General features: G+C 41.4%; 19 protein-coding genes. 6 read left to right on the top strand and 13 right to left on the bottom strand.

What is annotated here, in order from left to right; all coding sequences use genetic code 11:
• Positions 1-19: 19 nt before the first annotated feature.
• The 4 genes from NFU46_RS18150 to NFU46_RS18135 are packed head-to-tail and all read right to left on the bottom strand — an operon-like array spanning position 20 to position 3,544.
• On the bottom strand, positions 20-481 hold the full coding sequence (locus NFU46_RS18150; protein WP_062566100.1) for a response regulator: 462 nt from the start codon (positions 479-481) through the stop codon (positions 20-22).
• Positions 481-1,959 carry an ATP-binding protein gene (locus NFU46_RS18145; RefSeq protein ID WP_251603840.1) on the bottom strand — a complete coding sequence of 493 codons (1,479 nt, stop codon included), beginning with the start codon at positions 1,957-1,959 and terminating at the stop codon, positions 481-483. The genes NFU46_RS18150 and NFU46_RS18145 overlap by 1 nt, the downstream gene beginning before the upstream one ends.
• Before the next feature lie 22 nt (positions 1,960-1,981).
• Entirely contained in the window at positions 1,982-2,191 is a 210-nt protein-coding gene (locus NFU46_RS18140; RefSeq protein WP_054562695.1) for a histidine kinase, read from the bottom strand.
• Between the two features lie 12 nt (positions 2,192-2,203).
• Positions 2,204-3,544, bottom strand: coding sequence for a sigma-54 dependent transcriptional regulator (locus NFU46_RS18135; RefSeq protein ID WP_251603837.1), 1,341 nt, complete (start codon positions 3,542-3,544; stop codon positions 2,204-2,206).
• Between the two features lie 216 nt (positions 3,545-3,760).
• Here NFU46_RS18135 and NFU46_RS18130 point away from each other — a divergent pair, with 216 nt between their 5' ends.
• Positions 3,761-4,273, top strand: coding sequence for an NUDIX hydrolase (locus NFU46_RS18130; protein ID WP_251603834.1), 513 nt, complete (start codon positions 3,761-3,763; stop codon positions 4,271-4,273).
• A 79-nt stretch (positions 4,274-4,352) separates the two neighbouring features.
• Positions 4,353-4,646 carry a cytochrome b gene (locus NFU46_RS18125; RefSeq protein ID WP_251603831.1) on the top strand — a complete coding sequence of 98 codons (294 nt, stop codon included), beginning with the start codon at positions 4,353-4,355 and terminating at the stop codon, positions 4,644-4,646.
• Positions 4,647-4,653: 7 nt separating this feature from the next.
• On the opposite strand, the gene NFU46_RS18120 is transcribed toward NFU46_RS18125, so the two are convergent.
• Genes NFU46_RS18120 through NFU46_RS18110 form a run of 3 tightly spaced genes read right to left on the bottom strand, consistent with a single transcriptional unit; the run spans position 4,654 to position 6,798 of the window.
• Positions 4,654-5,142 carry a YgjV family protein gene (locus tag NFU46_RS18120; protein ID WP_285835552.1) on the bottom strand — a complete coding sequence of 163 codons (489 nt, stop codon included), beginning with the start codon at positions 5,140-5,142 and terminating at the stop codon, positions 4,654-4,656.
• Positions 5,143-5,197: 55 nt separating this feature from the next.
• The gene (locus NFU46_RS18115) at positions 5,198-5,764 is read right to left on the bottom strand and encodes a Crp/Fnr family transcriptional regulator (protein ID WP_251603825.1); all 567 of its coding nucleotides are present in this window, start codon (positions 5,762-5,764) and stop codon (positions 5,198-5,200) included.
• On the bottom strand, positions 5,761-6,798 hold the full coding sequence (locus tag NFU46_RS18110; protein ID WP_251603822.1) for a nitronate monooxygenase family protein: 1,038 nt from the start codon (positions 6,796-6,798) through the stop codon (positions 5,761-5,763). The genes NFU46_RS18115 and NFU46_RS18110 overlap by 4 nt, the downstream gene beginning before the upstream one ends.
• Before the next feature lie 166 nt (positions 6,799-6,964).
• On the opposite strand from NFU46_RS18110, the gene NFU46_RS18105 reads away from it, so the two are divergent.
• Positions 6,965-8,341, top strand: a complete 1,377-nt coding sequence (locus NFU46_RS18105) for an NAD-dependent succinate-semialdehyde dehydrogenase (RefSeq protein WP_251603820.1) — start codon at positions 6,965-6,967, stop codon at positions 8,339-8,341.
• A 62-nt stretch (positions 8,342-8,403) separates the two neighbouring features.
• Here the strand turns inward: NFU46_RS18105 and NFU46_RS18100 are convergent, their stop codons facing one another.
• The 3 genes from NFU46_RS18100 to NFU46_RS18090 all read right to left on the bottom strand — a co-directional run bounded on the left by NFU46_RS18100 (position 8,404) and on the right by NFU46_RS18090 (position 10,348).
• A complete protein-coding gene (locus NFU46_RS18100; RefSeq protein WP_175080289.1) occupies positions 8,404-9,477 on the bottom strand; it encodes an endonuclease/exonuclease/phosphatase family protein in 1,074 nt (357 codons plus the stop codon).
• Positions 9,478-9,494: 17 nt separating this feature from the next.
• Positions 9,495-9,815, bottom strand: a complete 321-nt coding sequence (locus tag NFU46_RS18095; RefSeq protein WP_062566111.1) for a hypothetical protein — start codon at positions 9,813-9,815, stop codon at positions 9,495-9,497.
• A 98-nt stretch (positions 9,816-9,913) separates the two neighbouring features.
• Positions 9,914-10,348, bottom strand: a complete 435-nt coding sequence (locus NFU46_RS18090; RefSeq protein ID WP_175080235.1) for a hypothetical protein — start codon at positions 10,346-10,348, stop codon at positions 9,914-9,916.
• Between the two features lie 251 nt (positions 10,349-10,599).
• Between NFU46_RS18090 and rhlP the strand changes: the two genes are divergently transcribed.
• The 3 genes from rhlP (at position 10,600) to NFU46_RS18075 (ending at position 14,839) form a co-directional block, all read left to right on the top strand.
• Entirely contained in the window at positions 10,600-11,412 is an 813-nt protein-coding gene (rhlP, locus tag NFU46_RS18085; protein WP_251603817.1) for a rhombotarget lipoprotein, read from the top strand.
• Between the two features lie 88 nt (positions 11,413-11,500).
• The gene (locus NFU46_RS18080; protein ID WP_251603814.1) at positions 11,501-13,558 is read left to right on the top strand and encodes a TonB-dependent receptor; all 2,058 of its coding nucleotides are present in this window, start codon (positions 11,501-11,503) and stop codon (positions 13,556-13,558) included.
• A gap of 96 nt (positions 13,559-13,654) precedes the next feature.
• Positions 13,655-14,839, top strand: coding sequence for an MFS transporter (locus tag NFU46_RS18075; protein WP_251603811.1), 1,185 nt, complete (start codon positions 13,655-13,657; stop codon positions 14,837-14,839).
• 14 nt (positions 14,840-14,853) lie between these two features.
• Here the strand turns inward: NFU46_RS18075 and NFU46_RS18070 are convergent, their stop codons facing one another.
• The 3 genes from NFU46_RS18070 to NFU46_RS18060 are packed head-to-tail and all read right to left on the bottom strand — an operon-like array spanning position 14,854 to position 18,491.
• Entirely contained in the window at positions 14,854-15,264 is a 411-nt protein-coding gene (locus NFU46_RS18070; protein ID WP_251603806.1) for a GFA family protein, read from the bottom strand.
• Position 15,265: 1 nt separating this feature from the next.
• Positions 15,266-16,279, bottom strand: coding sequence for a fatty acid desaturase (locus tag NFU46_RS18065; protein WP_062566115.1), 1,014 nt, complete (start codon positions 16,277-16,279; stop codon positions 15,266-15,268).
• 46 nt (positions 16,280-16,325) lie between these two features.
• Positions 16,326-18,491: a bifunctional diguanylate cyclase/phosphodiesterase gene (locus NFU46_RS18060; protein ID WP_251603803.1), complete on the bottom strand. Its 2,166-nt coding sequence runs from the start codon at positions 18,489-18,491 to the stop codon at positions 16,326-16,328.
• Positions 18,492-18,965 lie beyond the last annotated feature (474 nt).

Here is an 18,965-nt window from a genome sequence, read left to right as displayed (position 1 = left end):
GTATTTATGCGAATTGGACTTAATCGTTTTGTGATGTTGGCAGCTCTACAAACTCTACCCAGTATTTCCCTAGTGTTTGCATTAACTCAACTAAACCTTCAAAAGTAACTGGTTTAGTGATGTATGATGCAGCGCCCAAGTCGTAGCCTTTAACCATATCTTCTTCTTGTTTTGATGTGGTTAAAATCACAACCGGTATGCCCTTCAAGTTAGGGTTGGCTTTGATGGCTTGTAAAGCTTCTCGGCCATCCATACGCGGCATATTTAAATCGAGTAAAATCAAGCCCGGACGAGGCGAGTTTTCTTTTTCACTAAATTTGCCTTTACGCTCAAGGTATTCAAGCAACTCTACACCGTCTTCAACAAAAAACAGCTCGTTCAACACACGGCTTTCGGCCAATGCATCTTGGGTTAATAAACGATCATCTTCGTCGTCATCAGCCATTAAAATGGTAATTGGTTTAACTTTATTAAGTGGCATTACGCCTCTCCTTGTAGTGTGAAAAGCGATGTTTCCACGGGTAATTTAAGAGTGAAGCTTGCACCCTCACCAACGCGACTACTTGCAGTTATTTCTCCGCCATGACGCTCAACAATACGGCGACAAACCGATAATCCTATGCCTGTGCCTTTATATTGTGAACGACCATGTAACCGCTGGAACGGAACAAATATTTTTTCGAGATACTCTTCAGAAAAACCGATGCCGTTATCTGAAATAGTAATAATTTCCCACTCAACATCAGTGTTGTGAGTTTCGCTGAATTCTGACGTTCGCTGGTATGTAATATCAATCACAGGCGCAACATCCTCACGCCTAAACTTCACAGCATTAGAAAGAATATTTAAGAACAATTGCAGCATTTGGCTTGGATCTGCTTGAATATGCGGTAAAGTGTCGAGATTAACCGTGGTCTCAGATTCTTTTATCGCAATTTCAAGATCATCAAGAACTTCTGCAACAACTTCATTTAAATCAGTATCAATAAAATCTTTACCACGGGTGGTTACACGTGAGAACTCTAGCAAGTCGTTGATTAAATTAGACATACGCTGAGCAGCATTTTTCATTCGATTAATGTAATCAACGCCTTTTTCACCAAGCTCATCTTTAAACATCTTGTCGAGGCGGTCACTAAAAGCTTGAATCTTACGCAGTGGCTCTTGTAAATCATGACTTGCAACAAAAGCAAAGTCTTCAAGCTCTCTGTTAGAACGGCTTAACTCGTCTGAATATATGGTTAGCTCTTGGGTGCGCTCTGCGACTTTTGCCGCTAGATTCTCATTTTGGCTTTCAAGTTCAGCTCTATATTTAGTTTGGTTGCGTAAGTTAATACGAGTTAATACAAACATACCTATTATCAATAAGGTACTGGTCACAGCCGTAATCGCAAATGTTAGTTTAGCTTCATTTCTAATCTCAGAAAGCTTCGCAAACTGCTCTATTTTAAAGTTCAGTTCACGCATTTGAATTTCATCAACTGCTGCGCGAATATCTTTGTATAAATCACGGCCTTGGTCCGTTAATAACAAGCGGCGAGCTTTAACGTCTTTATTTGCAAGGGCCAGATCGGTGGTTTTAGTCATTACCGCCACTTTGTCGTTTACTAAATATATTAAACGAGCAATGCGGTCTGCTTGACCTTCAATTTCAGAATGCAGACTTTTCACAAGCATGATCTGCGCCTGCATTGAAGCGATTGCATCATTGTAAGGCAGTAAATAATCTTCTCGGTCAGTAAGTAGATAACCACGCTGACCTGACTCAGCTTGCACCACAGATAAATGCAAACGCTCAATCGCTGTGTTAAGCGAGTTGGTGTTATCAAGACTACTTTGTGTTTCTGTGAGTGAGCGAATGCTATTAAGGGCTAAAAACGCATTAGCCACCACGATACAAAGCACCACGGCAATAAAGCCAGCCCAACTGACTGCTATTTTTCCTTTTTGTTTTTGCATTTGCTTCCCAGTTTTTAAGTGCTTAATCAGCTGCGTGAGTGTCGCTTATTTCCTGTAAGTGCTCACTGCACTGCTGACAATTAGCGATAATTTTATTCAATGCCTCAAGTGCTTTTTGCTTAGGCATATCATTTTCTAATACGAGCTTAACTAACTCTGCATTCATCGAAATACGGTTCAGTGGCGCGCGGGCATCGTGCACCATTTTTCGTAAAGACTCGTTATTATTCATAGCTATCCTTTGTTATTTGTATTCGCCAATGCCTCCATAAGCATTTAAACGGTTATAAAGTGTTTTAGTACTGATCCCCAGCATTTGTGCTGCAATCGTCTTATTACCTTGTACTTTATCTAAAGTAGCGTGGATCAATTCTTTTTCAACTTCTTCAATGGTTTGCCCTGCAACAACTTGGTTTGCTTGGCTCTCTTTATTCACTTTAGAAAATGGCGACTCTAGCGATTCAGGTAAGGTAATAGCAGTGCCTTTAGGGTCACTCATAATAAAGGCGCGGTGAATAGCGTGACGAAGTTCACGTACGTTCCCTGGCCAATCATGGGCTTCAAGCTCTTTGATTTGCGCCGCTTGCCATTTAAAGTCAGTGCCGTTTTCTTCATTAAGTTGCTCTAAAAAGGCGCTTGCAAGCAGTGGAATATCTTCTTTTCGCTCACGAAGCGGTGGAATATCAATTGGGAATACCGCTAAACGAAAGTAAATATCTTCACGGATAACATTGTTTTGCGCAAGATCGGTCAAGGTGCGGTTGGTTGCAGAGATAACACGGCAATTAACTACTTGCTCTTTTGTGCCACCCACTCGGGTTACTTTTTTGCTTTCAAGCACGCGCAGTAAATTTGGCTGCATATCAATTGGCATTTCGGTCACTTCATCTAAAAATAAAGTACCACCAGCAGCTTGCTCAAACATCCCCTCTTTACGAGCAATCGCCCCTGTAAATGCGCCCTTTTCATGACCAAAAAGCTCGCTACCAATCAGCTCTTTTGAAAATGCACCACAGTTGGTTGCCACTAACGGACCATCACACTCAGTCGCATTATGAATCGCCTGAGCAACCACTTCTTTACCAGCACCACTTTCACCCATTAACATTACATTGGCAGAAGTTGCTGCGACGCGTTCAATCATAGTGTAAAGCTTTTGCATCACCTCTGATTCACCAATTAGAGTGCCGAAGTGGCGCTTTATTGCTGGCGTTGCTTTTTTCTTAGAGGCTGCTTTTTTAGGGTTAAGTACACGCTCAATGTCTTCGCGTTGCAGTGGCTTAACTAGGTGGCCTACATTTGGTTCACACATTTCAGCCAGCTTACCTTTTACTGAAGGGTGCCCTGAAATTAACGTAACACGAGGCGATTGACCGATAGCTTTTAAGTGTTCAAGTAAATGAAGGCCGCTGCCATCAGGCAACATGAAATCTAAAAAAACATGGTCAAACGTATTGTTTTCAAACCATTGCTCCGCTTCAGCAAGGTTCGCTGCGGTATTTATATTGTGCCCGAGGAACTCAACAATGTGACAAACTACATCACTAAATTCACTGTCATCATCAACCAAAAGTACGTTTAACATATTCATTCCCTAAGCTTTTTTAATCATTCTACGCACAGTTATAAGCAAATGAAAACTATATGCGCTAGATACCTAAATAGTTCTTAATTCCAGTTATATTACCTTATTAGTTTCAATTTGGGGTAAGCATAATGAATTAAATGCGGAAAAAAGGTTATTATGGCACGTTCAATATTAAGCTAAGCTGTACTCGCATTAATTTAAAGTTGTAATTCTATGAAGTTATTAAGAAAAGTAATTCACCCAAGTTTAAGTAATGACTATGGCACGGTGTTTATTCGTCACACTGCCCGCGCCATTGTTTTAAAAGGTGAACAAATACTACTTTTATACACCGCCCGTTATGATGACTATAGCCTACCAGGTGGTGGCGTTGATGAAGGCGAAAGCATTGAACAAGGACTTCTACGAGAGTTACATGAAGAAACAGGCGCATTACAAATTCAAATAAAGCAGCCACTAGGATTATATGAAGAAGTTAGGCCTTGGTATAAAGACGACTTTAATTGTGTTCATATCAAATCCTATTGCTACTACTGTGAAATTAGCGATAAATTTGCAGACCCAAAAATGGAGCACTACGAAGTGCAAAATGGTATGCACCCTAAGTGGGTGAATATTTTTGATGCCATTGCACATAACGAAACCACCATGGCAATGAGTGAGAAACAGGGCCTATCGATTCAGCGCGAAACCTTTTTATTAAAACTAATTGCTGACACTCTTTGAGTTACTTTACATTACTTTACGCAACCCTTATTTGGCGTATTAAAGAAGGTGCATTACCTGCAACATCTGCAATGCCTAAATGGCAAACAGCAGTTGCTCACCTCACTCATGGCTTATTGTTACTTGCTACTCTAGCTATGCCGCTTTCTGGCTTTATCATGAGCTATGCGGCGGTCGTGCAATTAGCTTCTTTGAGTTTGAGCTATTGAGTGCACCAGAGAAAACACCTTGGCTTGCTGATGCAGGCAGCTTTGTACACCACAGTTCAGTGCTAATCATTGTGGTGATTTTAGCCTTGCACATTGCCGCAGCACTTAAACACCAGTTTGTTGACAAAGATGGCATGCTTAGTCGCATGCTAGGTAAGTCTTAAATCAAATTTAAGCGGGCTTAGGGTGAACATAAAAGCGCCATAAGCCCACTAAATTACTTACTAAAAATACCGTTTCCATTACCACTGCTAGTGGTGAAAAAACCAAAGCGTTATGGGCTATCCAACCAATCGTGCCAACAATCATCAGTATGCGTAAGGTAAAATCTTTGCCTTGGAATGAAGCATAAGTTTGCAGTAATGTTGCCGACAACGCGATAAAGCTAACCCAGCTTTGCCAAGTAAATAGTACTGCGCTAATACTCAAAAGCATAAAAGCTATCATCACCCAGCTTTTGCGGGCAAAAATACAATAGCCATAACGTAGTGCTGCAATCAGCATTAAGCTAGCTGCACTAAAGTTATCGAGCAGCATAAAGTGCACAGATGTCAGTAGAACCGAGCTAAACAAACAAGCTAAAATTGCCTGCCTTTGTTTAAACTGAAATGAAGCCAAATCGAGTAATGTGGCAATGGCAACTAAGCACTGAGATAAAATAAAAATAACGACTCCTGAAAAATCAGCAGTGTAATGTTCACTATTTTGCTGCGCCTTAACTTAAGTTAAGACGCCGTCTAATTCGCGATAAAGAAATCGCAGAGATCCCTAAATACATAGCAACCTCGTTTAAACTCAGTTGTTCAAGCCAATGCGGCTTTTGTTCTAGTAAATATTGGTAACGCTGCTCAGGAGTATTGAGTAATAAAAACGCTTCTTTTGCTTCTTTAAACAATAATTGCTGACTAATTAGTTTATGTTTTATTACTTGCCAGTCGGTACTATCAAATAAAACCAAAGGCACCTTAATAAGCTCAGCATCACGTATTACTTTTAGCTGATAAAGCGCTGGAGTTTTAGTTAACCAGTTACCATAAAGTAATGCAAATTCATCTTGAAAGTAAAACTCTTTACACTTTTGCGCCCCCTGCGAGGATGCATGTAACGCCCCAAGCACCCCAGATATAATTAAGTAACCTGCATCTTGTTCGTCGCCTTGCTGCAATAAAACATCACCTTTAGCGTACCGCTTTATAGCACATTGCCTTGCAAGTTTGTTACGAAATTCACAGGCTAGCTGATGATAACTATCACCTAGTGGAAGTAACTGGGTATCTGTCAAGATTGCCAACCTTGTATTAGTAATTCAGTAATTTGCAGGGCGTTAATACCTTCTCGAGCCACAAAGCGCTCACCACACCAAAGCGGTGAAAAACCACTGTCGCCTTTAGCCTCTGCTTTTGCACGTAATGCCGTCATCGCAATCGATGCATACGGAAAAGGCGGCGCCTGCTCTGGCATCGCGCCTAACTCTTGCATCACTCTGTTGCGTATTCCTCGGGCCGGTCGGCCAGAGAATAAGGTTGTCAATTCAGTTGAATTTGGCTTAACCGTTTTTAATACTTCACGATGTAAAGCACTTGTTGTCGCTTCTTCGCAAAGTAAGTAAGCGCTCCCTACCTGCACAGCAGATACACCTAATGCTTGGTACTGAGCTACATCTTCCGCTGTGCAAATTCCACCTGCTGCAATTACGGGAATATCAAGCTTTACACACTCTCGTACTAATTGCACAGTGGTTGGTTGTAGCGATAAATCCATCGATAAAAAATGGCCTCGATGACCACCAGCTTCAATCCCTTGTGCAATAACCGCATCGGCACCATTTGCTTGTAGCCAGCGAGCTTCATCTAATGTTGTGGCTGATGAAAGAACCGTCCCGCCCCAGGCTTTAATCTGAGAAACAATCTCTTTACTTGGCAGACCAAAGTGAAAACTCACAACGGCAGGCTTATAAGGGGCGATAATATCGATCACTTGCTGATTAATAGGCTGACGTGAAGCGTTACGGGTAAATTGTGAGGCATCGACAGCAAACTCATCAAAATAAGGCTCAAGTACATTATGCCATGCAGTTTGCTGAGCCAGTGTATAGTCAGGTGTTTGATGACAAAAGAAATTAAGGTTATACGGCTTGTCCGTATGCTGACTAATGTAATCAAGCTCTGAGACTAGTTGATCAGCCGAGAGCATAGCGCAAGGTAACGAGCCAAGCCCCCCAGCTTCACAAACAGCCACTGTCAGTTTGGCGTTTTGCACACCCGCCATTGGCGCTTGAATAATCGCAAGCTTGGTATTTAACACAGAATTTGTCATTACGTATTCCTTGTAAGTTTTGCAGCCTGTTGCAGTTTTTACAGAAAAAAAGTGCCCAGCTAAGATTAAATTAAAATAAAAGGCAATTAAATCAAATAGCTAGAACAGCGAAAAATTAGGTATTAGCCTTGCAAACCTTTTCCTACAATTTTGTAAGGAGATAATGATGACTGATACTGTTACTACAATCAATCCAGCCAATGAGCAAACCTTAAATACGTATAATTTATTGTCGCTGCAACAAGCACAGAGTGAAGTTGACCAATGTCATCAAGCTTTTTTAAAGTGGCGCACCACATCCCATGAGCAGCGCGCTAAATTACTCAATCAACTTGCACAAGTAATTGAGTCTAATCAACAAGAGTTAGCCCAATTAATGACCGATGAAATGGGCAAGTTATATCAACAAGGCCTACAAGAAGTTGAGCTTTGCGCTGCAATTTGTCGCTATACCGCAGAGCAAGGGCCACAAGTGCTTGCTGATGAAAGCCGTGATATGCAAGACGGCCGTGCAATTATTAGCTACCAACCAATCGGTGTCGTTTTAGGTATCCAACCTTGGAACTTCCCGCTTTATCAAGTCATTCGCTATGCTTGTGCAAATATCATGGCGGGTAATACCACGGTGCTAAAACATGCTGGCAATGTATTTGGCATGGCGGAAAAAATTGAGCAATTATTTACTCAAGCTGGCTTTGATGACTATTGCTTTAAAAACCTACTGATTGACGGCAAAACCGCAAGCAAACTTATTGAGCACTCAGCTATTCGTGGCGTGACATTTACTGGTAGCGACGAAACAGGCAAAAAAGTTGCTGAGCTTGCAGGTAAACAGGTTAAGAAAACCGTACTTGAGCTTGGTAGTAACGATGCCTATGTTGTACTCAATGATGCTGACTTAAATACGGCGATTACCGCATGTACACAAGGGCGCTTGATCAATAACGGGCAAACCTGTGTTGCCGCAAAACGCTTTATTGTTGTTGATGCTTTATACGATGATTTTAAAGCCTTAATTAAAGAGCAATTTGAACAAGTTGTTCTTGGTGATCCGAATGATGAAAAAACCACGCTCGGTCCAATGGCCCGTAAAGATCTGCGCGATAAACTTCATCAGCAAGTGACTGAATCAGTAAATGCGGGTGCGAGCATTGTTACCGGCGGTAACGTTGCTGAGCACACAGGCTTTTATTACACCCCGACTCTGCTTGAAAACATTAAACCGGGCATGCCCGCCTATGATGATGAATTATTTGGCCCTGTAGCATCGCTTATCAGAGCAAAAGATAATGATGAGGCTATGCAAATTGCTAATGACTCTCGCTATGGTCTTGGTGGCGGTATTTTCTCAAAAGACGAACAAGCAGCCATTGAGCTTGCAAAGCACCATTTTGATACCGGCATGGTTAATATTAATGGCTATGGTCTTGCGCAGCCGAACTTACCATTTGGTGGTGTAAAAGACAGTGGCTATGGCCGTGAACACGGCGGCTTTGGACTACGAGAATTTGTTAATATCAAAACCATTATGATCAACGACTAACTACAAAAAAGGGCTCGTTAGAGCCCTTTCTTATATCTAATTGTCCGCCCTGAATAAGGTTATCACTTTTCAAACATTGGCACTTGCTGCTTAGACGCTGCTGGCATTTTTAACTCATCCACTGCTTTTTCTTTATCAATCTGCGCTTGTTGTTTTTGATTGTCAGAATCGGGGTTATAAACAAGTTCAGTAAGTAGTGCAAAATGGTCTGAGCCATACTTAGCCAAACGCTCAATACGCTTAACACTAAACTCATTACTATGAAAAAGGTGATCAAGTGGCCAGCGCATAAAGAAATAACTGGCATGAAACGTATTAAAAAAGCCTCTCCCTTTACGTGGGTCTAACAAACCACTAATACGCATAAACAAGCGGGTACTACGCGACCATGCAACATCATTTAGATCACCGGCAACAATACAAGGTCGCTGTCTGTTTTTAAGTGCTTTCGCTAAAATTATCAGCTCAGTATCACGGGGTCGTGAACTGTCTTCTTCTGTGGGGCTCGGAGGAGCAGGGTGAATAAAGTGCCCTTGTACTTCTACGCCATCGGCATCTTCAAACAAAATATGGATTGAGGGGATATCGCTTTCTATAAGCTCACAAACTTGCTGTTGTTTGATTTTAAACTTACTGTACAAGTGCATGCCATAACGATTATCTTTTGGGCAGTAAACACGATATGGGTACTCTTGTTCTAAACTGCTCAGTTCATTTTGCCAAGTTTGATCAGACTCTAACGTAATGAGGAAATCAGGTTGGTGCGTTTTAACTAAGCCAATGAGTTTGTCATATTCATTGTTCGACATCAGTACATTTGCCGACATTATACGAATACTGTGCTTATCGCTTTTATTACTTGAGGCAACTTCTTTGTTAGCGAGCCTTGTGTAAGGATAAATCCAGCCAACTTGTAAAAGCAGCACGATGATACTCGCCAGAGCGCAACCAATATAAAACACAGAGCCCGTTCGACTGATTAAATAGCTTGCAGTAATTAAACTCGCACAAGCAAGGTAAGCCACTTGTAAGCGTACAAAGTCACAACTGCGAATTAAGTAATGTTGGGAGTATGAAAATGGCAAGATTGAGACCACTAGCAACATGGCCAATAGTGAACTCAATCCATAAGTCATGATCGATTCAAGCAAAATTAGCGGCTCAGAATAGAAATAATTTCTCGGGTATCTTCCACTAAACGCACGACAGTATCGTCAACTTGAATTGAAATTAGACCATCTCTGTCTCGTGATTTAATCACTTTACCGCGGCGGTAAATATCACGGTCAAGAATATCGCCTTTACGTAATTTTTTTTGCCAACCAGGTGGTAAATCGCCACCATTATCAAGTTTCTTTTCTAGGCCAGGTGGCAGGCTTTTACCTTTGTCCTTATCCTTGTCTTTATCTTTCGCAAGTGCGCCAGCCGTCACTAAGCTCAAACCTATTACTGCAACTGTTAACAATGCTTTCATACGAGTGCTCCTTTTGTTAGTTCCAATTAAGCGTAGCAAGTTTTTCTGAACTGGGTATGAAACAGCTAAAAAAAGCCGCTAAGCGGCTTTTGGCAGGATTAACGATGGCGAGTAACAATTGATAAAATCTCTCGCGTATCGTGTACTAGATGAATAAGGCGGTCATCGATTTCGATGGCAATAATCCCATTTCGGTCGCGACGTTTAATCACTCGCCCATGACGATATATATCACGGTCAAGAATATCACCATGGTGATAACGCTTATACCAACCTGGTGGTAAGCCACCACCATGCCCTACTTTTTTGTATAAACCAGGTGGTAAATCACGGTAGCTGTAACGGTCGTATCTATCGTAACGATCATGTCTGTCATGATGGTGATGTTTGTGGTGTTTTTTATGCTTTTTATGCTTTTTACGTTCGTGCTTATGTTCATATCTATCATGGTCACGATCATGTTTCGCGTTTGCTTCCATAGGCATCAAACTCAAACCTAAAATGGCAACTGAGATAGTAAGTAATTTATTCATAATAGAGACCCTCAACGTTTGCTCTTGATAAAAAGCCTAACGTTTTAGCCTGAATCATAGATGAAGGGTTACAATTTAAAAACGTAACTGCTTACATATCAACACATTAGAAAGCCAATCTTTACATTTCTTTAAACTTCTTTGGCACTATTTACGAAAAATCGAGTCTGAGTTACAGTTCTGTTTGGGGCGTTTGTCGTTATATTTGCAACATAAACAAACGCTTCCTCACTACATAATAAGGATAATTTATGAATCTACTAAAATGGTGTTTGGTGATTAGCATTACTGCACTAACGGGCTGTAGTGCCATGATGAGCCAATATGGCAATCAAAAAACGCAATCAAGTTCATTGGTTGAGTACCTTTACCCAGACCAGCAAGACAGAGCAGCCCATCAAGCAACGATCCCAACTTTGAACTTACCTGCCACTGTAGGGATTGCCTTTATTCCTAACAAGTACAATGATGGCTTACACCACGGCGACGAAGTGGCACTGCTGAACAAAGTTAAAAAGCAGTTTATGCAATATGACTATATTGACCGCATTGAAGTGATCCCAAGCACATATTTAAAAGGCGGCGAAGGGTTTACCACATTAGAACAAGTATCACGATTATATGATGTGGATATTATGGCGCTTGTTTCTTACGACCAAGTATCGCAAAGCCTAGAAAATAACGCCGCTTTTTTATATCTAACGATTGTTGGTTTATATGTGATTCCGGGCAATGAAAACTCAGTACAAACCTTTGTAGATACCGCCGTATTTGATGTAAAAAGCCGAAAAATGCTGTTTCGCGCTCCAGGTATACATAAAGCAGAGCAACGCAGCACAGCGATTGGCATCGATGAAGTCGCTAAAGAGCAATCGCTGGCAAGCTTTAATGGTGCCGTTGATGACATGATCACGAATCTCGATGCGGAATTGGCGCAATTTAAAACCCGCGTTAAAGAAGAAAAAGTAGCTAATGTCACGCACAGAAGTGGTACTGGTGGCAGTAGCTTATTTTGGTTAGTTGCAGTACTGGCAGGTTTTGCCGTACATCGCCGTAGCGCATAACAGACAAAGTTATTAATCGCGAAAGCTTTTACCCATCCTAAAAAGCAGTTACCCTTTGGTTTTTGTTGTACCTAACCAAAGGGTTTTCATGAAGTTGTCGATACTCTCAGTGCTTGTGAGCACCTCATTATTTAACCATCAAGCTTTCGCTAATAATGAGCTAGAACATATTACAACAACCGCCTCGCGCAGCGAAGTGTTGGCAGATCCATTGCCAGTTGTGGTCAGCAGTATTTCACAAAAGCAACTAGCCCTAATCGCTCCTACCCATATTGAACAAGCCCTTAAGCAAGTGGCCGGTGCTAATCTTCAACACGGTAACGGCCAAGAGTATTTACCCGCTCTACGTTCGCCTGTACTTTCTGGTGCGGGTGCCTGCGGTGGCTTACTTACCGCTGAAGATGGTATTCCACTTCGCGCAGCTGGTTTTTGCAACATCAATGAATTATTCGAAGCCCACACAGAAATGGCTGAACGTATCGAAGTACTGAAAGGCCCGGGCTCTGCCCTTTATGGTTCAAATGCAGTGCATGGTGTAGTCAACGTGATCACGCCAGATACGACCTATGACCACAACCAACTTGGTTTTGATTATGGCTCGTTTGGCTACACTCGCTACAAACTTGGTACGGGGCGTGACTTTGGCCAGCAAGGTTTAGGCATTAATGCCACGCTCACCCGAGATACAGGTTATCGTGATGACGAAAGTGTTGACCAAGAAAAACTTTCGCTACGCCACCGTTTTGATGGCGAAAAATTAAGTGTAAGTACAGGCCTGACTTACACCCATTTAGATCAGCAAACGGCTGGCTACATCGAGGGCTTTGAAAGCTATAAGGATGAGCAAATAGCTCAGTCTAATTTTGATCCTGATGCATTTCGTAAAGCCCGATCTTTACGTGTTTGGTCAAAGCTAAATTGGACACAAGATGAGGCTAACAGCTTTTCCCTAACGCCTTATATCCGCGACCAAAACATGACCTTCTTTAAGCATTTTTTACCGGGTACTCCCCTTGAAGAAAATGCTCAGCAAGGTGTTGGCCTACAATCAAGCTGGCAGCATAAGTTAACGGGTTCTAGCCTATTAACTGTTGGCTTTGATGGTGAGCTTACAGATGCTGACTTTTTACAATATCAAGATAGCCCAACTCAAGGCTCAGCATTTTTAGTCGCCACCGTGCCACAAGGCAAACATTATGATTATCAAGTAACTAGCACCCTATTAGCACCGTTTGTGAATCTTGATTGGCAACTTGATGAGTTACTTATCAGCCTTGGTGGCCGATACGAGCGTATGCGATATGACTACAACAACCATATGTTGGCTGGTCGTACAAAAGAAGATGGCACAGAATGCGCAATGGGTGGATGTCGCTATTCTCGACCAGAAAGCGGTGTAAATCGCTTTTCCAACTTTTCGCCTAAGCTTGGTTTAAGCTATCAATATGCTGAAAACCAGTTTATCTACGCCAATGCTTCAGAAGGTTATCGAGCACCGCAAGCGGCAGAGCTTTATCAGTTACAGCGTGAACAAAATGTCGCAGATCTAAAATCTGAAACAGCTAAAAATCTAGAGCTTGGTTTAAAAGGTCAACAAGCACAGCTGCATTATGTAGTTAGCTTTTATGCAATGAATAAAAAGAACGTAATTTTCCGCGACAGTGATTTTTATTACGTCAATGATGGCCAAACCCAGCATCGTGGTGTTGAGCTTGAGTTAGCTTATGCCATTACGCCAAGCTTATCGATGCAGTTAGCTGCGAGTCACGCCAAGCATACATACAGTTATGACCAATTACTTAGCGGAGTTAATATCAATGGTAATCTCATTGATACTGCACCACGTAACATCGCTAACTTACAGCTACTTTGGCAAGCAAACGACATGACGCGTGTTGGTCTTGAGCTACATACCACCAGCAGCTACTTTACTGATCCTGAAAACCAGCATAGTTACCAAGGCCACTCATTAGTAAATTTAAGAGCGGCGTGGCAGCTATCAGCTAACCTTAGTGTGACGGCACGAATAAACAATTTAACTGACGAGCGTTATGCAGAGCGCGCTGACTACACCACATTTAGTGGCGACCGCTACTTTCCGGGTAGACCGCGCAACGCCATGTTATCAGCAAGTTATCAGTTTTAAGTAACCGCATTATTTGGTGAGCTATCTCATAGTTCACCCACGCTGTTTAGTGTTTTGGTATGATAAATGTACCTATTGCTATAGTTCCTAAACAGCGTGTCATCTTCTCAAAATCTAATTCGTAACCTTCTTTTAGTGCTGGGCATTTTTCTTATTGCAGCTAGTTTACGTGCCCCTATCACTGGTATTGCACCGGTACTTGAACAGATCATTGAACAATTTAAGTTAAATGCATCACAAGCCGGCATGTTGACGACTTTACCTTTAATTGCATTTGCTGTTGCTTCACCTATGGCTGCAAGCCTTGCTAAAAAATGCGGCCTTGAAGTATCACTGTTTATTGCCCTGGTACTCATAGGCATAGGGGTTGTGTCTCGTGTTATTGATTCTGCCACCGTACTATTTATTGGTACCGCTGTAATTGGTGTCGGTATCGCGATTGGCAATGTGTTATTACCAAGCTTAATAAAACGTGACTTTCCACACAAAGTCGCTGTGATGACGTCTAGTTATGTTTTAGCGATGGGCATATTTGGTGGCAGCTATTCAGCACTCATCATTCCGCTGGCTGAGTATAAAGAACTTGGTTGGCAATTGGCGCTTGCCAGTTATGCCTTATTGGTTGTGCTGGCTATTGTTGTGTGGTCACCACAACTTAAGCAACATACCATGCCAAAACAGGCACATGTGTCGAACAATACACAAAGCAAAATTTGGCACTCTGCACTTGCTTGGCAAATTACGTTATTGCTTGGCTTTAACTCATTTTTCACTTATATCATGCTAGGTTGGCTACCCAGCATTTTAATAGAAGGCGGCCATAGTGCGCAGCACGCGGGTGCTTTGCAAGGCGCCTTTCAAGTAGCCTCAGCGCTACCAGGTATTGTGCTTATTCCACTACTTGCCAAATTAAAAGATGAACGCATCTTAACCCTAAGCTTGGCATTACTTGGCGCGCTTTGTTCTGTTGGATTATTAGTTGCGCCTAGTTTTGCTATGCTTTGGTCAGTCACCTTAGGGTTTTGCTCAGGTGCCTGCTTTATCTTAGGCTTATCATTTGTAAGCCTGCGTACTCATGACTCAATGCAAGCTGCGGCGTTATCGGGTATGGCGCAATGTATCGGGTATTTATTGGCTGCAACAGGCCCTATTATTGCGGGCGCCTTACATAGTTATTTTAATAACTGGGCAGGAGCACTTTGGCTGTGTATTGCATCTAGCCTGTTGTGTGCTTTATTTGGTTATTTAAGTGGCCGAAATATCACCATCGGCCAGCAATAAATATGAAACCACAGCTATTTAGGTGCGGTTTCAAAGGCACTCATATTACTAAGGCTATCTAGCCAAGGTTTATGTGAGCGATACCAAATATGCGCTTTAGGGATAAGTTCATCAGCTTGCTCTACGGCGCCAATACGTAAGCCATAAATACGCTCACCTGCACCTACAGAAGTCGCGTATAAGGCCGTACCACAGTTACCACAAAACCCTTGCGCACGCTGATTACCACTCTCGGCAATTTTTATATATTCTTTTGGCTCAGCACCTGTAAAGGTAACCCCACCTGGCACAGACACCACAACCGTACGAAAAGGCGCACCTGAGATAATTTGGCAGTCAGTGCAGTGACAGTTAATCACTTTATTTTCATCCACTTCTGCGTGGTAAGTTACCTCACCACAATGACAACGACCGGTAACCTTCATATTAAACTCCTTGTTGAGGTGGCTGCTCTTTTACTGGATAGTGATTGGCATGTTTTAAGCTTTGTAAATCATTAAAACGTACTCCATGCTGGGCCATAATAAGGCGTATTTTTTTGCTAATCAATTGCCTAATGTAAAAGGGCTGGTTCGGCACAAAATGATGGATTGTATGGGTTCGGCCGAAATCAAAACAAAATAACTGAAACGGTAAAAACCAACGGCTGGTGATCACATGCGTTTGCTCAAGCAAGTTATTTACACCGCCATAATAATGCATTGAAGATGTCACTAAGTTAAGAGACGTTGAGCGAATGATATTAGGCACAATAAGTACCACCATTAAAAACTCAGCTCCCGCCAGTAACTCAGCTCCCCACGGCGGCAATGTAAACGGCTGCACAAACTGCACAGCATAATAAGCAATTACCCCATAAAGAATCGCAAAATACGCGGTTGCAATCGGAAAGCCCGCATTAAACACGCTTAAAAACTTAAAACCACTAATTTCTTTATTAAATCGCTTGGTATTGATTAATAAACCTAGCAGACCATCAGTAATGACCAAGGCTCTTAAAAATGGCGATTTAATGCCATTGCCCACTAAACGCTCTTCTAAATCTTGTGAGGTGCCGGATACTTTATGGTGATGTAAATGGATTTTTCTGCGATACCAAGGATTAACCGTATTGGGCCGCATAAGCCACACGGTTAACATCATAAAGTTATGTATGAAAGGGTGATTACTAAAATACTGCTTATGGATAAGGTCATGCTCAAGCTCATGCGATACCGAGGTAATAAAGGCAGCCAGAATGATGCAAAGCCACGAGGGAATAATCGCTAAGTAATAAAGTGTCGCAACACCGATTAGTGAAAACAACGACGCCAGCAGAATAATCATCGCAATGGCGTTTTGCTGGTTAAGAATAGGGTAATGCGATCTAAGCGATTGCTCTTCGGCCTTAATGGCTGTAACAATCGCCTTTATGTTTTGCTTTGCGGTTAATTCTGACATCACAAGCTTTGCTAACTGTTTGATGTCAAAATCATACAGTAATTACCTACTGCTCTCGAGAAAATTGCGTTAAAAATGGAATTACATCATTTGCTGGCAATGGTTTAGAAAAGTAATAGCCTTGTATATAGTCACAACCGGCTTCGGTTAGCACAGCCAATTGCTCGCGCTCTTCAACTCCTTCAGCAACGACTTTAATACCCAAAACACGACTCATTTGAATAATCGATTTAACCAGCGCTTCATCGCCTAAATCAACATGCACTTCATCAATAAATGACTTATCTAGTTTTAGTACATCAACTGGGAAGCGGCGTAAATAACTAAGAGACGAATAACCCGTACCAAAATCATCTAGCGAAATTAAACATCCAGCTTGCTTCAACTGCTTTAACACATCGAGATGGTTGGTATTTTCTGGCGCTAAAACACTCTCAGTTAATTCAAATGAAATTTGTGATGGTTTAACCCCTTGCCCTTTAATAATCTCAAGCCATGCATTACGTTCAGGGTTAAACTCAGTAAATTCAAATAAAGAACGGTTCACATTAAAAACAAAGTTTTCATAACCTTGTGCTTCTAACACCTTTATTTGCTGGCAGGTTTTAATCAATACAAGTTCACCGAGGGGAATAATCACCCGCGACTCTTCTGCTAACGGAATAAACTCAGCAGGTGATACCCATTGCCCTTGGTTGTTCCATCGCACTAAACTTTCGAATTTAGCGACCGTATTATTTTCAATAATAGGTTGAAAATACACTTCTATGTCGTTGTTCTTTACGGCTTGTGTAAGCTGCTCAACCAGTAAGTTGTGCTTTTTAACCTTGTTATCCATCTCTTTGCTGAAAAACAGATATTCATCGCCTGTTTGTTTTGCATTCAAGGTAGCAAGCTCAGCTTGGCGAACTAAACGACGAGCAATTCTTTCGATTTTTTCTTGTGAGCTAGCAGCGCTAGTTTGCTCAAATTGACTAATACCCAGCGTAACTGACACCTGCTGACTAATGCCGCCAATAGAAACGGGCTCAACAAGTAACGCGGTAATTTGTTTACAAACATGCTCAAGTTCACTGACATGCTGATAAGTTTGTAAAATAGCAAAACTATCACCATCGATCCGCGAAAAAGCAGACTCTTTAAAGCTTTCATCGAGGCGCTCTGAAAGCTCGCATAAAACCTTATCGCCAAAGGTTAAACCGTAAACGGTGTTGATATCTTGAAACTTATCAACATCAAAGTAGATAACGGCTAAGTTAGTATTTGCATCGTCTTGGTACGACAAAGATGATAGCAACTGGCATAAGTACTCTTTGAAGTAAAAACGATTGGTCAAACCGGTGAGTTGATCGTGGTTTGCATGAAAATAAATTTTCTGCTCAGCTTCTTTTTTCTCAGTGATATCCAAAATAAACGCCACATAGCAATCTTCACCATTATTTTGCATTTTGGTTATCGATAAAAATTGCGTGTACAACTTACCTTGTTTGGTTTTATTAGTGATCTCACCAGACCACTTTCCCTCAGTATTAATTTGGTGCCACATTGCTTTATAAAAATGCGGGTCATACTTGTTTGAGCTTAAAATTTTTGGATTTTGCCCTAAGACTTCATCCAACGAATACCCCGTCATTTTAGTAAATGCGGTATTCGCGTAGGTAATATGTACATTGTGGTCGCAAATAAAAATTGCTTCGTGGCTTTGCTCAATCAATTGGTTTGCAAAATCTAATTTAGCAATAAAACGGTCTTTTTCGATTTCACGCTGGATAAGACCAGTAAATAACGAGAAAAAAGACTCAATTTGCATCGCATCATTTATTTCATGCTGAAATAGCGCGACAAGAATGGTATCGGTTTTGCCCGATATACTTTGTAAAGGCACACCCACATAAGCTTCAATGCCCATATCAACAAGTAGCTGATCATTCGGGAATAACTGCTGAACTCCTGCATTGTAACTTGAGATGCTGCCACAGCTCACATCATTACAAGGCGTACAGCGGATATCGTAGCTGATGTTTTCTACAATTTCGTCATGCGCACACAAAGCTATAGTTGTTGCATACAAAGTTGACTCATCGACTTGAGCTAAAAAAACATGAGAAGCACCAAGCACTTCTGATAAAGACAAGCATATTGCATTATAAAAGTTCTCACTTTTAAGATTTGAAATACTTTCAACAATACGCTTTAAGTCGTATGTACCCACGCTATGCTACCTTACCCGATAATGTGCACTAAGTGATTGACTTCACTTATAGTTCAGACCACAAATTGTATTATAAGATGTATTCAAACACCATCGTACTCTAGTCTTAAATGATTAATTTTCAACCAAATAAACACACATTTTTCGGGGTTATTTGTAGACTAAGCATAGTTCGAACTTGACTGCTTATAAATAGAACAAAAGTTGCTTTAATGGAGCCTGAATTGGTACTTAGATTTGAGTTATAGACTCTGGGTGGTTCTGGGTGCTAAATGCTAGGTGCTAGGCAAAATGTACCCGTAGGAGATGTATGGACTCCTCCCCCAAATATAGTGAGTACGGTATAAAGAAATTGGACAATTACTTTTACCAATAAGGAATCCATACATGTCAAAATTTAACCTAATTAGTATCGACTTGGCAAAAAATGTTTTTCAAGTCGGTAAGTTTCTTCATCAAAAACTACAAAGTAAT

Source organism: Pseudoalteromonas sp. NCCP-2140, assembly GCF_023708065.1.
GTDB lineage: Bacteria > Pseudomonadota > Gammaproteobacteria > Enterobacterales > Alteromonadaceae > Pseudoalteromonas.
Note: the sequence above shows the minus strand (reverse complement) of the source record. Positions and strands in the feature narration are given on the sequence as shown.